At 70.7% G+C, this 13891-nt stretch carries 14 protein-coding genes; 4 read left to right on the top strand and 10 right to left on the bottom strand.

What is annotated here, in order from left to right; genetic code table 11:
* From IG62_RS0122165 to clpS, 6 genes are all read right to left on the bottom strand, one after another.
* Window positions 1-279, bottom strand: coding sequence for a MoaD/ThiS family protein (locus tag IG62_RS0122165; RefSeq protein ID WP_030414509.1), 279 nt, complete (start codon window positions 277-279; stop codon window positions 1-3).
* 148 nt (window positions 280-427) lie between these two features.
* Window positions 428-604, bottom strand: coding sequence for a putative leader peptide (locus tag IG62_RS44975; RefSeq protein ID WP_199812510.1), 177 nt, complete (start codon window positions 602-604; stop codon window positions 428-430).
* Window positions 605-784: 180 nt separating this feature from the next.
* Window positions 785-1210, bottom strand: coding sequence for a Mov34/MPN/PAD-1 family protein (locus tag IG62_RS0122155; RefSeq protein ID WP_030805875.1), 426 nt, complete (start codon window positions 1208-1210; stop codon window positions 785-787).
* Window positions 1211-1322: 112 nt separating this feature from the next.
* Window positions 1323-2762 carry an amino acid permease gene (locus IG62_RS0122150; protein WP_030805872.1) on the bottom strand — a complete coding sequence of 480 codons (1440 nt, stop codon included), beginning with the start codon at window positions 2760-2762 and terminating at the stop codon, window positions 1323-1325.
* A 463-nt stretch (window positions 2763-3225) separates the two neighbouring features.
* Window positions 3226-3822 (bottom strand): DUF2017 domain-containing protein, encoded by a 597-nt coding sequence (locus tag IG62_RS0122145; protein ID WP_030805869.1) that lies wholly within the window; start codon window positions 3820-3822, stop codon window positions 3226-3228.
* Window positions 3819-4172 carry an ATP-dependent Clp protease adapter ClpS gene (clpS, locus tag IG62_RS0122140; RefSeq protein ID WP_051733358.1) on the bottom strand — a complete coding sequence of 118 codons (354 nt, stop codon included), beginning with the start codon at window positions 4170-4172 and terminating at the stop codon, window positions 3819-3821. The genes IG62_RS0122145 and clpS overlap by 4 nt, the downstream gene beginning before the upstream one ends.
* Window positions 4173-4534: 362 nt before the next feature.
* On the opposite strand from clpS, the gene IG62_RS0122135 reads away from it, so the two are divergent.
* Both IG62_RS0122135 and IG62_RS0122130 read left to right on the top strand, forming a co-directional pair.
* Entirely contained in the window at window positions 4535-5863 is a 1329-nt protein-coding gene (locus tag IG62_RS0122135; RefSeq protein ID WP_030805866.1) for a nicotinate phosphoribosyltransferase, read from the top strand.
* 428 nt (window positions 5864-6291) lie between these two features.
* Window positions 6292-6888, top strand: coding sequence for an isochorismatase family protein (locus IG62_RS0122130; RefSeq protein ID WP_030805863.1), 597 nt, complete (start codon window positions 6292-6294; stop codon window positions 6886-6888).
* Window positions 6889-6991: 103 nt separating this feature from the next.
* Here IG62_RS0122130 and IG62_RS0122125 read toward each other — a convergent pair whose 3' ends face one another.
* Window positions 6992-7408 carry a hypothetical protein gene (locus IG62_RS0122125; RefSeq protein WP_234326675.1) on the bottom strand — a complete coding sequence of 139 codons (417 nt, stop codon included), beginning with the start codon at window positions 7406-7408 and terminating at the stop codon, window positions 6992-6994.
* Between the two features lie 123 nt (window positions 7409-7531).
* A complete protein-coding gene (locus tag IG62_RS0122120) occupies window positions 7532-9922 on the bottom strand; it encodes an immune inhibitor A domain-containing protein (protein ID WP_030805857.1) in 2391 nt (796 codons plus the stop codon).
* Window positions 9923-10362: 440 nt separating this feature from the next.
* Between IG62_RS0122120 and IG62_RS0122115 the strand changes: the two genes are divergently transcribed.
* Complete coding sequence (locus tag IG62_RS0122115; RefSeq protein ID WP_030805854.1) at window positions 10363-10692, top strand: hypothetical protein; 330 nt, start codon at window positions 10363-10365, stop codon at window positions 10690-10692.
* A gap of 67 nt (window positions 10693-10759) precedes the next feature.
* Here IG62_RS0122115 and IG62_RS48880 read toward each other — a convergent pair whose 3' ends face one another.
* Together IG62_RS48880 and IG62_RS0122105 are read right to left on the bottom strand one after the other, a co-directional pair.
* The gene (locus IG62_RS48880) at window positions 10760-11470 is read right to left on the bottom strand and encodes an RDD family protein (RefSeq protein ID WP_078872153.1); all 711 of its coding nucleotides are present in this window, start codon (window positions 11468-11470) and stop codon (window positions 10760-10762) included.
* 102 nt (window positions 11471-11572) lie between these two features.
* A complete protein-coding gene (locus IG62_RS0122105) occupies window positions 11573-13138 on the bottom strand; it encodes an RDD family protein (RefSeq protein WP_030805849.1) in 1566 nt (521 codons plus the stop codon).
* A gap of 241 nt (window positions 13139-13379) precedes the next feature.
* Between IG62_RS0122105 and IG62_RS0122100 the strand changes: the two genes are divergently transcribed.
* Window positions 13380-13865 (top strand): SsgA family sporulation/cell division regulator, encoded by a 486-nt coding sequence (locus tag IG62_RS0122100; protein WP_030805846.1) that lies wholly within the window; start codon window positions 13380-13382, stop codon window positions 13863-13865.
* Window positions 13866-13891: the final 26 nt, after the last annotated feature.

Raw genomic sequence — 13891 nt, 5'->3', positions numbered from 1 at the left:
TCAGACCATTCCGCCGGCCACGGCCGGCAGGATCGTCACGCTGTCGCCGTCGGCCAGCTTGGTGGAGATGCCTTCCAGGAAGCGCACGTCCTCGTCGTTGAGGTAGACGTTCACGAAGCGGCGCAGCTGCTCGCCCTCGACGAGGCGCTCGCGGATGCCCGCGTGCCGGCTGTCGAGGTCGGCGAACAGGTCGGCGAGGGTCTCGCCGGTGCCCTCGACGGCCTTCTGGCCGTCGGTGTAGGTGCGCAGGATGGTCGGAATTCGGACCTCGATGGCCATGGGAGTGCTCCTGTGGGAGTGGGTGCGGTGGCGGGTGCGGTGCGTCCCGTTGCACGGCGGCGGGTTGCCGGGTGGGCGGCGGGTGACGCGGGAAGTGCGGAAGTGGCGGAGTGCCGGCGGCGCGCGCCGCGTGCCCGGTCGGGCCGGGTCAGCCGGCGGCGCAGCGCGGACAGATGGCGCTGGACAGGCGGCACAGATCGACGTGCAGCCGTGCGGCTCCGCAGCCGAACGCGCCCAGCAGGGCCGATGCGGAGCGACGCGTGGCGAGCGGAGCGAGCAGCAGCAGCATGCCCGGCCTCTTCTCGCTCACGTCGTGGTCAACCATGCGGGCATCGTATCGATTCCCGGTCCGGGTATTGGAACCATGTCCCATCATGCGGACGGTTGGTGTACGCCAGTTGGGACGCGATCTTCCCGGGCTGCCGCGCGGCCCGGTGAGCGCCCACCCACCCGGCTCCCGCGCCGGGACAGAAGTACCGGGTCAGGAGCACTCCGCAGGGCCGGATCAGGAGTACTCCGCCACGATCTCGACCTCTTCCTCGGTGACCGTGCCGTCGACGATCCGGAACGAGCGGAACTGGAAGGGGCCGGCGTCGTCGGTGTCGGCCGTGGAGACCAGCACGTAGTGGGCGCCGGGCTCGTTGGCGTACGAGATGTCGGTGCGCGAGGGGTAGGCCTCGGTGGCGGTGTGCGAGTGGTAGATGATCACCGGCTCCTCGTCCCGGTCGTCCATCTCGCGGTAGAGCTTGAGCAGGTCCGAGGAGTCGAATTCGTAGAACGTGGGCGACCGGGCGGCGTTCAGCATCGGGACGAACCGCTCGGGGCGGCCGCTGCCGGCCGGGCCCGCGACCACGCCGCAGGCCTCGTCGGGGTGGTCCTGGCGGGCGTGCTCGACGATCTGGTCGTGAAGGGCCTTGGTGAGGGTCAGCATGGCGCCAAGAATAGACACGCGGGCCGGCGCGTACCGAAGAGTGGTACGCACCGGCCCGCATGCTGGACAGCCGGTCCTTCCGGACCGCCGGCGGCGCCGGACGGCCGGTCGATCAGCCCTGGTTCGCCGGGGCGTTGGCGGCCTCGGCGGCGTTCTTGCGCTGGATGCACAGGTAGCCGACGCCCATGATGAGCGCCCACACGGGAGCCGCGTAGAGCGAGATCCGGGCGTCCGGGTCGAGACCCATCATCACGATCACCATGGCGATGAAGGCCAGCGCGAACACCGAGGTGTACGGGCTGCCGGGGGCCTTGAACTCGGACTGCGGGAGCTCGCCGCGGTTCGCCTTGGCCCGGTAGCGCAGCTGCGAGAGCAGGATGACGATCCAGGCCCACATACCGGAGATGGTGGCGAAGGAGACGACGTAGTTGAACGCGTCGCCGGGCCACTGGTAGTTGATCCAGACGCCGGCCAGCATCATCGCGACGGAGACGCCGGTGCCCCAGGTGGGCAGGCCGTTCTTGCTGAGGCGGGTGAAGAACTTCGGGCCCTGGCCGTTGAGCGCCAGGTCGCGCAGCATCCGGCCGGTGGAGTACATGCCGGAGTTGGCCGAGGAGAGCGCGGCGGTCAGCACGACGAAGTTGACGATGCCGGCGCCGGCGGGCAGGCCGATCTGCTGGAAGGCGGCGACGAACGGGCTCACGCCCGGCTTGAAGGCCGTCCAGCTGACCACGGACAGGATGATGATCAGCGCACCGATGTAGAAGAGGCCGATCCGCCACGGCACGGTGTTGATCGCCTTGGGCAGGACCTTCTTCGGGTTCGTCGCCTCACCGGCGGTGACGCCGACGAGTTCGACGGCGAGGAAGGCGAACATCACGATCTGGAGCGTCATCAGCGTGCCGCCGATGCCCTTGGGGAAGAACCCGCCGTGCGACCAGAGCAGGGTGAACGAGGCGGTGTCACCGGCGTCGGAGAAACCGAGGGTGATCACGCCGATGCCGATCAGGATCATGCCGATGATCGCGGTGACCTTGACCATCGAGAACCAGAATTCGAGCTCGCCGAAGAGCTTCACCGAGATCAGGTTGATGCCGAAGAGCGCGACGGTGAAGACCAGCGCCGACGCCCATTGCGGTATGCCCTTGTTCCAGTATTGGACATAGGTGGCCGCGGCGGTGACTTCCGTAATTCCGGTGACGACCCAGAAGAGCCAGTACGTCCAGCCGGTCACAAAGCCGATGAACGGGCCCAGGAATTCGCGGCCGTATTCCGAGAAAGACCCGGAAACGGGCCGGTACATGAGCAGCTCGCCCAGGGCCCGCATGATGAAGAAGATGACCAGACCGACGATGGCGTAGGCGAGGATGATGCTCGGCCCGGCCATCGAAATGGCCTTGCCCGCTCCGAGGAACAGGCCCGTGCCGATGGCGCCACCAATGGCGATCATCTGGATCTGCCGGTTGCCCAGACCTCGCTGATAGCCCTCTTCGGGGGCCTTTCCAGCTGCCTCGTTGCCGTCGTGCTGCTTGTCGACCTGCACAGAGGTCATGAGTGGTGCGCCTTTCTCCATACCGACCCGGTCTGTCCGGATCGGGTCCCGATCCCCCCGGATGGAGTCCTGCACGCCGACGGTCGGCCGGCTCAGCGCTCCCGCGGCGACAAGGGTGGCGTCACGCGCGGCAGGTCGTGAACATTTATCACGGCGTTAACTTGATCGCCTAGGGATGAGATACGTCACACGCCCGGCAAATACGGACAAGAGGGGCGAATGGCGGCGCACTACCCGGCTGGGTGTGACGCGATCGTTATCCGGATTTGAGCCTCCGCTGAGCGAACACCCAGCCCCCGGCACACCGGGACGCGTCGGGCGATATGCCCGACTCCCTCCCCTTCGGGCGGTCATCGACCTGCCGCCGGGACCCCGACCCGCGGCCGAATCCGCCCCTGCCCACCCCCGTGGGCAGGTCCGCCTGCCGCCGGCAAGCGGACCCCGTGCCCCCTGCAAGTAGATTTCAGGCCGTCAGCGACTCGACGAGCGTCTCCTGCAGCCCGCCCAGCCACAGGTACGCCATCACCATCGGCTTGCGCGGATCGCTGTCCGGCAGCCGCAGCAGCTCGCCGCCGTCCTCCTCGTCGGTGACCTCCAGGCGCGTACCGATCGCCAGCCTGAGGTCGTTGAGGGCACCCAGCCACTGCCGGCACTCGTCGGCGGTCAGCCGCAGCACCGCCGGATCACCGCCGGACGGCGAGAGTGTGTCCAGCGCCCGGATCAGCGCGAGGGCGTCCGTCCGCTTACGGGCGCGCAGATCGTTCTCCGTATAGCGGCGGAACTCCGCGGCCGCGGCGCGCACGTCGTCGTCCGGGACCAGGTCCGGGCCGCCGTAGGCATCGGGGAAGAGCCGGGCCAGGACCGGGTCGGCGGGCGGCTCGCTGGGGCCGTCGTTGAACACCGACGCCAGCAGGTCCTCGCTCTCGTCGTCGGCGGCCTGCTCGCCCGGCCCCATCAGCTCCATCAGCTGCACCGCGAGGCTGCGCAGGATGGAGATCTCGACCTCGTCGAGCGGTACCGCCGCGCCGCCGTCGGGCAGCGGCTCGAAGTGTCCGGTCATCGGCGGTCCTGCTGCAGGGTCGCCCACAGGCCGTAGCCGTGCATGGCCTGTACGTCCCGTTCCATTTCCTCGCGGCTGCCGCTGGAGACCACCGCGCGGCCCTTGTGATGGACGTCGAGCATCAACTGGTGCGCCTTGTCCTTGGAGTAACCGAAGTACGTCTGGAAGACATAGGAGACGTAGCTCATGAGGTTGACGGGGTCGTTGTGGACGATCGTGACCCACGGGACGTCCGGCTCGGGCACCTCGAACGGGGCCTCGCTCGACTCGGGACGCTCGATCTCGACCGGCACACTGAGCGTGCAGTGATGCGGCCGGAGCGTGATCGTGGGTGACGGGTGGGCGCTCACACGCCCCATGCTGCCACCCAGGGGCCTGCCATGCACAAATGCCCCTCACCTGGGCCGCGTCGGGGGATGGGGGGGTGGGGTGGGTTGGTCGGCGAGCGGGGGCCTGTCGAGAGGTGAACGGCGGGGTGGGGTGAGGACGCTGCGGGACCGAGGGCGGATCCAGTGCGGGAGGCCGGTCGGGCTCACGGTTCGGGAGCCTGGTCGGGTCCGGTTCGGGAGCCTGGTCGGGAGCCTGGTCAGGTCCGCAGTTCGGGAGCTGGTCGGGTCCAGTGCGGGAGCCCCGGGCGGGTCCGGTGGCGAGCTGGTCGGGCGTCTCCACCACTATCGTCAAAGTGACGAGTATTGGGGGTAGCATCTCCCTCATGAACACAGCAGACCTGGGGCTGCCGGTGGCCGTGCCGTCGACTGCGCTCTTCACCGACCAGTACGAACTCACCATGCTGCAGGCCGCGTTGCGGTCCGGCACCGGGGACAGGCGCGCCGTCTTCGAGGTCTTCACCCGCCGGCTGCCCGAGGGTCGACGCTACGGCGTGGTGGCCGGCACCGGCCGGGTGCTCGACGCGGTGGAGAACTTCCGCTTCGACGACACGATCCTCGGCTTCCTGCGCGAGCGCGGCATCCTCGACGAGCCCACCCTGGCCTGGCTCGCCGACTACCGCTTCCGCGGCGACATCTGGGGCTACCCCGAGGGCGAGGTCTACTTCCCCGGCTCGCCGATCATGCGCGTCGAGGGCACCTTCGCCGAGGCCGTCCTCCTGGAGACGGTCATCCTCTCGATCCTCAACCACGACTCCGCGGTGGCCGCGGCCGCCTCCCGGATGGCCGTCGCGGCCGGCGACCGCCCCCTGATGGAGATGGGCGCCCGCCGCACCCACGAACTCTCCGCCGTCGCCGCGGCCCGCGCCGCCTACGTCGGCGGCTTCCACGTCACCTCCGACTTGGCCGCCGGCTTCCGCTACAACATCCCCACCGTCGGCACCAGCGCGCACGCCTTCACCCTCCTCCACGACACCGAGCGCGACGCCTTCACCGCCCAGGTGGAGACCCTCGGCAGTGGCACCACCCTGCTCGTGGACACCTTCGACGTCGCCGAGGCCGTGCGCACCGCCGTCGAGGTGGCCGGCCCGGGCCTGGGCGCCGTCCGGATCGACTCCGGCGACCTGCTGCTGATCGCCCACCGGGTGCGCCAGCAGCTGGACGAGCTGGGCGCCGAGAAGACCAAGATCGTGGTCACCAGCGACCTGGACGAGTACGCCATCGCCTCGCTGGCCGCCGCCCCGGTCGACGCGTACGGCGTCGGCACCCAGCTGGTGACCGGCAGCGGACACCCGACCTGCTCGATGGTCTACAAGCTGGTCGCCCGCGCCGAGAGCGACGCCCCGGGCGCCCCGCTGCGGCCGGTCGCGAAGAAGTCGATGGGCGCCAAGTCCTCGGTCGGCGGCCGCAAATGGGCCGCCCGCCGGCTCGATGAGCACGGCGTCGCGGAGGCCGAGGTCATCGGCACCGGGCCGGTCCCGGCGGAGCTGGCGGACCACCAGCTGCAGGTGCCGCTGGTGACCGGGGGCGAGGTCGTGGCCCGCGAGCCGCTGGACGCCCCCCGCGACCGCCACATCACCGCCCGCGCCCGCCTGCCCCTGTCGGCCACCCAGCTGTCACGCGGCGAGCCGGTGCTGCCGACGGAGTTCGTGTGACGGGGCGAGCCGACCGGAGTGCGTGTCACGGGTCGGATTGAGCAGGCCTGCGGTTCTGTCGGGCCGCGGTCCGTGGGCTCGGGCTGTGGTCCGTCGCCTCGGCCTCCTCCACCGGCCTATGTAGGGGCCTTGGATGGGCCTGTCGAGGGACCTCTTTGATGGGGGCCTCTTGCAGGGCCTCTTACAGGACTCCGTGAGGGGCCTCTTTGAGGGGGCGCCTGCTCTTGCTCGGGCCGGGCGGGCCTCCTTCTTTTCCGGCAACGATTACGGAGAGTTATTAGTTCCCCGTAAGGTATCACAGTGTGTAGCTGCTGGTGGGTGGGATGGTGGGGCACTCCCGGAAATGCCCGGCAGTGGCTACCCTCGGTCACATCACCGCTCCGCGCTCCGCGCCCTCTTACCCGATTCCCAGCCGGAAGGCACGCACCATGCACCGGGCATTGATCGTCGTTGACGTGCAGAACGACTTCTGCGAGGGCGGCAGCCTCGCGGTGGCGGGAGGTGCGGATGTCGCGGCGGCCATCACCGATCTGATCGCCGAGACCGCCGGCAGCTGCTACCGCCACGTCGTGGCCACCCGGGACCACCACATCGATCCGGGCGACCACTTCTCCGACCACCCGGACTACGAGCACTCCTGGCCGGCGCACTGCGTGGCCGGCACGGAGGGCAGCGGCTTCCATCCGAACTTCGCCCCGGCCATCGCCTCCGGCGCGATCGACGCGGTCTTCGACAAGGGCGCGCACTCCGCCGCGTACAGCGGCTTCGAGGGCACCGACGAGAACGGCACCGGGCTCGGCGACTGGCTGCGGGCGCACGACGTCACCGAGGTGGACGTGGTCGGCATCGCGACCGATCACTGCGTACGGCGTACCGCCCTGGACGCGGTCGCCGCCGGGCTGCGTACGCACGTGCTGCTGGACCTGACCGCCGGGGTGGCCGCCCGTACGACCGAGCGGGCCCTGGAGGAGCTGCGGGCGGCCGGGGCGGAGCTGACGGGCAAGCCGGTCGTCCTGGGTGGATGAGCCTCACCGCCGCCCTTCGAGCTCGTGGGCCGGGCGTCCTTCGAGCCCGTGGGCCGGGCGGCGCGCCCGGCCCACGGGCCGCCGTGGCTCAGGCCGTCGTGACTCAGGCCGCCGAGGCCGGGCGGTCGTCCTCGTTCCCCCTCAGGGGGGCCGGCTCGGGGGTCGGATGGGGCGGGCGGGCTGGGTGGATGGGGCGGGGGCGCCAGAGGGCGCGTATGGGGTGCCAGGACTCGGTGTCGTCGTCGGGGGTCTCGCGCCAGACGAGGCCGTCGGGGTGGTGCAGGACGGCCGTGACCTCGTCCGGGGTGGGCGGCTCGGTGTTGCCGCGGAGGTAGACCGCGCGCAGGCCGAGGTTGCGCAGCCTGGTCAGGGCGCGCTGGCGGTTCACGGCGTGCACCAGGACCCGGACCCGGCAGCCGCACTCGTACGGGCCGGAGCGCGGGCCGTGGGCCGGTCTGGGCAGGGACAGGGCGACCACCACGCTTCCGCCGGGAAGCCTGGTGAAACCGCCGCCGGACATGTGCATATCTCCCCCGTGAGACTTGGCGTCAACAAGGAACTGTAGTGCGCATCTAAACGCGAATCGGTCGCCGCCCGCTAGGGGGCGACGACCGATCGCGTGATGACCTGCTGGTTTTATCTTTTATTTACCGGCAGGGGCGACCTTGATCGTCACCGTGGAGCCGTCCCGGGCCTCCTTGGTGATCTTGATCCGGGTGTTGGTGTCAGGAACGATCACACCGCCGGTCGGGTTCGCCTTGTCGTAGTAGACGCCGTGCCGGTCGTCGAAGAGCGTGACGCCCTTCTTCGAGCTGATCTTGACCTCGGCGCCGTCCTTGTGGAGGGTCAGCGCGTCGGTCCGGAAGCGGGTGAAGGTCGAGTCGTAGGTCTGGAAGCGGTTGCGCATCAGCGTGCCGTCGGCCCAGTGCTCGGCCGTCGGGTGCGCGTCGACCGGGAGGATCAGCCCGTGGCCCGGGTGCTGGCCGACGTTGTTGTCCGCCTGCGAGGTGTCCCACAGCCAGATCAGCACGCCGTTCTGGAACGGGAAGTGCTCCACCCAGGTCGGCTTGGCCGTCCGCCAGCCGAAGTTGTACGGGCCGACCTTGAGGGTCTTGTCGTACGACACGTACTGGCGGTTCTCGGCGATGTAGTACTGCGGGTAGTCCTTGGTGAAGGACCCGCCGATGCGCGAGAAGCCCTTGCTGGTCCAGCCGTTGTCGTCGCCCTCGGCGTTGTCGCTGAACAGCGGCGTGCCGTCGGCGACCACGCTGATGCTGTCGGCCGCGAAGCCCTTCTGGGCGGCGCCGCCGTCGGTCTGGTAGCGGAAGCGCAGGTCGATCTTCTTGCCCGCGTAGGCGTCCAGCGGGTAGCTGAGGTCCTGGTAGGCGGTGACGGTGCCGGTCAGGGCGGGCTTGTCGCTGCCGTCACGCGGGATGGCCTTGCCGCCCGCGGTGCCGTCCAGGGCGGTCCAGTCGGCGCCGCCGTCCGTGGAGACCTCGGCGTAGAGGAAGTCGTAGTCCTTCTCGATGTCCCACCAGCCCTTGAGGTTCAGCGACGCCTTCGCCTTGCCGGTGAGGTCCACGGAGCGGGTGAGGGTGTTCTTCAGATCGTCGCCCATGCCGCTCCACCACTGCTTGGAGCCTTCCGCGGGCGGGACGATGTCCGTCTTGACGGCCTTGGCGGGCAGTTCGACGACCACCGCCTGCTTGTCCTTGGTGTTGTACTCGGCGACGCCCAGCTTGTGGGCGGACTTCGTCGCGGCCTTCGCCTTGGCGTAGTTGAGCCAGCCCAGCTGGAGCTTGTCCCAGGCACTCATGTCGCCGGGCAGGTCACCGATGGTGTCCTTGCCGGTGCCGAGCCAGGAGCCGCCCGACATCAGCGACCAGAAGTCGACGGAGGACTCGCCGGTGCCGGTGGTGTCGTACTCGTCCGGCAGGCCCAGGTCGTGACCGTATTCGTGGGCGAAGACGCCGAGGCCGCCGTTCTCCGGCTGCATGGTGTAGTCGCCGACCCAGACGCCGGTGTCGCCGATCTGCGTGCCGCCCGCCTTGTTGGCGCCGGGGCCGGTCTTGCCGGCGTCGCTGCCGTAGGCGTACCAGCGGTGCGCCCAGATCGCGTTGGTCTTCTGGACGCCGCCGCCCGCGGACTCGTCCTCACCGGCGTGCACGATCTGGAAGTGGTCGATGTAGCCGTCGGGCTCGTTGAAGTTGCCGTCGCCGTCGTGGTCGTAGCGGTCCCACTGGTCGTACTTGGCGAGGTCGGCCTTGATCTGGGCGTCGGTGCGGCCCTTGGCCTTCTGGTCCTTGGCCCACTGGTTGACGCCGTCGCGGATCAGGTCCCAGGCGTTGGCGCAGTTGGTCTGGCCGCAGTAGTTGGAGCCGTAACGGGCCTCGTTCCAGTCGACCTTGACCCAGTCGGAGACCTCGCCGTCGACGGAGTAGCGGCCCGAGGACTGCTTCTCGTAGTACTTGGCGAGCGACTGCTTCTTCTTGTCGTGCGAGAAGTACAGGTCCTGGAAGTGCTTCTGGTTGTAGTCCTTCTGCCAGGCCGTGCTGTTGTCCTTGGCACGGTCCGGCTGGGCTATCTGGTTGTGCGCGGGGCCGGGGTCGCCGCCGTACTTCTTGATCGGGGGCTTGGGGCCGTCGCCGTCCGGGTCGAACATCGTGGTGTTGTCGACCTTGTCGCCGAAGTCCACGAGGATGGTGAAGATCTTGTCGGTCTTCTGCCGGGCCAGCTCGACGTACTTGCTGCGGCCGAGCTTGACGACCTTCGAGCCGCCCCGGTCGGTGGCCTTGGCCTCGCCGGAGATGACCTGCTGGAGCGCCTCCTTGCGGGCGGCCTGCTGCCGCTCGCTGTAGGGGCCCTTGAGGTCGTGGTCCACGTTGCGCTCGGGCGCCGGGTCCTGGTGCCGGGCGACGGGCGACGGGCCCTGCGCGTCGGCCATCGCCACCCCCGAAGACAAAGCGGCCGCCCCGATCACGGCGATCGCCGTGGCCAAGGCGGCCGGTCTGAACGGTCTTCTCTGCTCTCTCACTTGGAGCGGTCCTCCCCTTCGAACACGGTCACTGTTCGAGGGCATTCGACCGGAAGTACGGGGGAAAAGACAGGTCTTGACTTGGTCACATCGCCGAAGTACGTTAACCGGTCCGCCGATTACGGGTATCGGACAGCTGTCCGGATGGTGAACGGCCCGGTCGGGCAAGGGAGTTGGGAGCGGGCCGGAAGGAGCGGGTCCGGATAGTCGGCGCAGAGACCGGGCGTATATGCCCGCCGGACATGCGCCCCCATTGTCAACAGCCAGGACGCCCCCGCACATACGTTCACGCGCTTGCCGTGTGCGCCCCCTGTGCCCCCGCCTGGTGGGTTAGGTCACGCTTACTTGCCGTTCCGCTCGGGCAGTAAGGACCGTAGGCTCGTGTGATGGCGCGCCCTTGACCGACCCTCCCTGCCGACCCTCCGAGGACGGATTCCGCCATGCCTCGTCCTACCGCCACCCAGCTCGCCTACGGTTCGGCCACCGTCTTTCTCTCCACCCTCGCGATGCTGCTGCTCTCGCAGACGCAGACCGGGATCGGGGTCGCGGTCATCGCCATCGCCGGACTCGGGCTCGGACTGCTGGTCGCGATGACGGCGCCGATGCCCGGAGTGTCCCGGGTCGTCCGCCGGCACGTCGTACGGGCCAAGTCGCCGGCCGCACCTGCCCCCTTGAGGGCCGTGCCGTCGCCGTACGACCGGGTGCCGCGGCCGCGGCTGACCGGGACGGCCGGCGCGCCGGAGGCCCGGGTCGGCGAGCACTCGCGCTGAGCGCCGGGCTCCGGGCTCCGGGTTGTGGGCCCCGGGTTGCGGGCCATGGCTGTACCCCGGTTTCCGGTTACCGCGGCTCCGTGGAGACCACCACCGTTTTCGCCGCCTTGTCGTGCAGGCACTGCTGGTACGGCTTGTCCCAGGTGCACCACAACACGTTCACCAGCCAGAAGATGAAGCCGCAGCACGGCACGATCTCCGGCAGGGTGTAGACGGCGGCGCGGATCCAGGCCGCCTGGCCGGTCGGGATCGAGCCGTTCGCGAGCATCGCCACCCGGATCTTCATCGCCATCTTGCCGACGGTCTGGCCGCGGTTGGCGAGCATCAGCCCTTCGTAGATCAGGTACGCGAGCATCGTGACGCCCGACACCGTGGACTGTCTGCCGGCCTGGGTGCTGCTGGTGGAGAAGTAGTCCACCCCGCCGACGATCACGTACATGATGATGGAGACCGGGACGCCGATGAGGAGGGCGTCGATGATGCGTGCGACCAGCCGGCGGCCGCGGTTCGCCAGCGGCGGCATACCGGCCAGCGGGTCGGCGCCGTACCCGCTGCCGTAGGGGTCACCGTAGGGGCCGCCGCCGTACGGGGAACCACCGTAGGGCGGCGTCCCACCAGGCGGCGTCCCACCGGGCGGCGGCGTCCCACCGGAGGGAGGCGTCCCGCCGGGCGGCGGGGTCCCGCCCGGGGGAGGTGCGCCGCCTTCGCCGCCGCCCGTGCCGCCGCCCTGCGGTGCGTTGTTACGGGGGGAGCCGTTGCCGGGCTGGTCGGTGCTCATGGCCCGAGTCGACCCCTTGTCGCGGCCGTCCGCATCCGGCCACGTCCGTTCGGGGGACGGATTCCGGTCGGGCGGATCAGCCGGGGCGGAGCGGCGGGCTGATCAGTCGGCGGCGACGAACGTCCGGGCCAGCTTGTCGTGCCAGCACTGCCGCCACGGGCGGTCGACCACGCACCAGACGACGTTCACCACGCCGATGGCGAGGACGCCGAGCACGCTGTAGCAGAACCAGCGCTTGAGCGCGGCGGCGAGCATCGGGGTGTCGTGGCTCTCGATGTCCAGCACCCGTACGCCGCACAGCTTCTTGCCCAGTGTGCGGCCCCACTTGAGGACCGGCAGCGCCTCGTAGAGCGCACCGCCGATGAGCAGGACGGCGAGGATCGTGGCGAGGACCGGGGCGGTGGTGCCGTCGATCAGATAGACCGTCACCTGGCGGCCGGACTGCTTGGCCGCCTCGACCTTGGCGTCGATGTGGTCGGTGACGGTGCTCCACATCGGGACCGCGACGGCGGCGGTGGCCGCGCCCAGCACGAGGGTGTCGATCAGCCGGGCGGCGAGCCGGCGGCCGAGTCCGGCCGGGTGGCCCTGCGCGGCCTGGGCGGCCGCGAAGAAGGGGTCGGCGGCGCTCGGCGGCTTCCAGGGGATGACGCCCTCGGCGCCGGCGCCCTGGGCGGGCCCGGAGGCCGGGGGCGCGGTGGGGGCGGGGGCGGCGGGAGCGGGGGCGTGCTGCGCCGGGAAACCGGCCGCGGGGGCGGACGGCTGCCCGCCGGGGGCCGGCTGTCCCTGGTGCGGTGCCGGGTTCTGCGGTGCCGGGTTCTGCGGTGCGGGGCTCTGCTGGGCCGGGTTCTGCTGGGCCGGGGCGCCGACGGACGGCAGCGACTGCGGGGCGCCGCCGGGCGTCGGGGAGGCGTTGCGGCCGCCGCCCGCGACGCGGATCGCCATGGTCTCGTTGCCCTTGGCCGGCTTGGCGGCGCCGGGGCGTACCGCGCGGATCGCCGTGGTGCCGTGGTCGCCGGAGTTCGGGCGGCGGGCGGCCGGGTTGACTGCGCGGATGGCGACGGTCCCGTCGGACGGGGCGTCGGGGGTGCGGGGGGCGCCGGGCGCGGGCGTCGCGGTGGAGGACGTGCCGGGCACGTCGCCGGACGCGGGGTCGGTGGCGGGCCGGTCGTCGCGCTGCTGCGGCACCGGGCCCCAGGAGGCGGCGCCGGACGGGGTGCCGGCGGGGGCCTGGTCGGGGGCGCCCCAGGAGATGCGGCGGTCGGTCTCGTTGCCGAAGCCGCTCTGCCGGGAGGCGTCGGCCTGCCAGGCGGCGGCCGGTTCCGGGCCGGTGCCGTGCAGCCGGGCCGGGTCGTCCCAGCCCGCGGCGGCGGGCCGGGTCTCGACCTCGCCGCTGCGGCGCACCGCGGGCAGCCCGGCGCCGCCGGCCGGCTCGTCCTCGTCGAGGAAGACCGGGCCGGTCTCCTCGACGGCGGGCGTGGGAGCGGCGGGTGGCGCGGTCATGCCGGGCGGCGGGGCGGGCATCGCCTCGCCCTCGGCGGGGGCGGGGCGGCTGGTGCCCGGCACCCATGCGGCACCGTTCCAGTACCGGATGTAGCCGGGGATGGACGGGTCCGGGTAGAAGCCTGGCGTGGGGCTGCCGCCGGCGGATCCTGAGGTAGGGGCGCTCATGTCCGAAGTCCCGTATCTGTTCTCGGCCTGGTGGGTGTGGGGTGCAGTCTGCCGCAACGCGGCGTCCACATCTATCAGACCCCGGGTCACTACCGTGCCTGTGCCCGCTCAACGCCACCTGGAAGAGGCCCGGGAAAAAAGTTGTACGAAGTCGTGTAAGAGTCCGGCATCCGGTGCCTCTCTCCTGGTGCGGGCCCGGTCCCGGGCGTCCGCGGCAGGCGGGATGGGAGAGGCGGAGCTCATGCACACCGTGGTGGAACGAGAACTGGAACTGGGCCTGGTGCTGTCCCCGGAGCGCTGCGTTCCGGTGCCGGCGCGGCTGACGTACCGGACCGATGACCCCTACGCCGTCCATGTCACCTTCCATGTCGGGTCGGACGCGCCGGTGAACTGGACGTTCGCCCGTGAGCTGCTGGTGGAGGGCGTGTTCCGGCCGTGCGGCGAGGGTGATGTGCGGGTGTGGCCGGTGAAGGTGGACGGCCGGAGCCTGGTGTGCATGGCGCTGGACTCGCCGGACGGGGAGGCGCTGCTGGAGGCGCCGGCGACGGCGGTCTCGGCGTGGCTGGAGCGCACCCTGCGGGTGGTGCCGCCCGGGGCGGAGCAGGGGCATCTGGACCTGGACAAAGGGCTGAGTGAGCTGTTCGCGATGGCGTCCCGGGACGAACCGTGGCCGGGCGGCGAGTCGTCCGGGTGGTCGGCGGACGACTCGCCGGAGCCGGGGGCGTAGGGGCCGGCCGGGGGTGCGAAGGCCCT

The sequence above is a fragment of the Streptomyces sp. NRRL S-337 genome (assembly GCF_000720175.1).
In the GTDB taxonomy this organism is placed as follows: Bacteria; Actinomycetota; Actinomycetes; order Streptomycetales; family Streptomycetaceae; genus Streptomyces; species Streptomyces siderophoricus.
The sequence above is the reverse complement of the archived record's forward strand: the minus strand, read 5'-3'. Positions and strand labels throughout refer to the sequence as shown.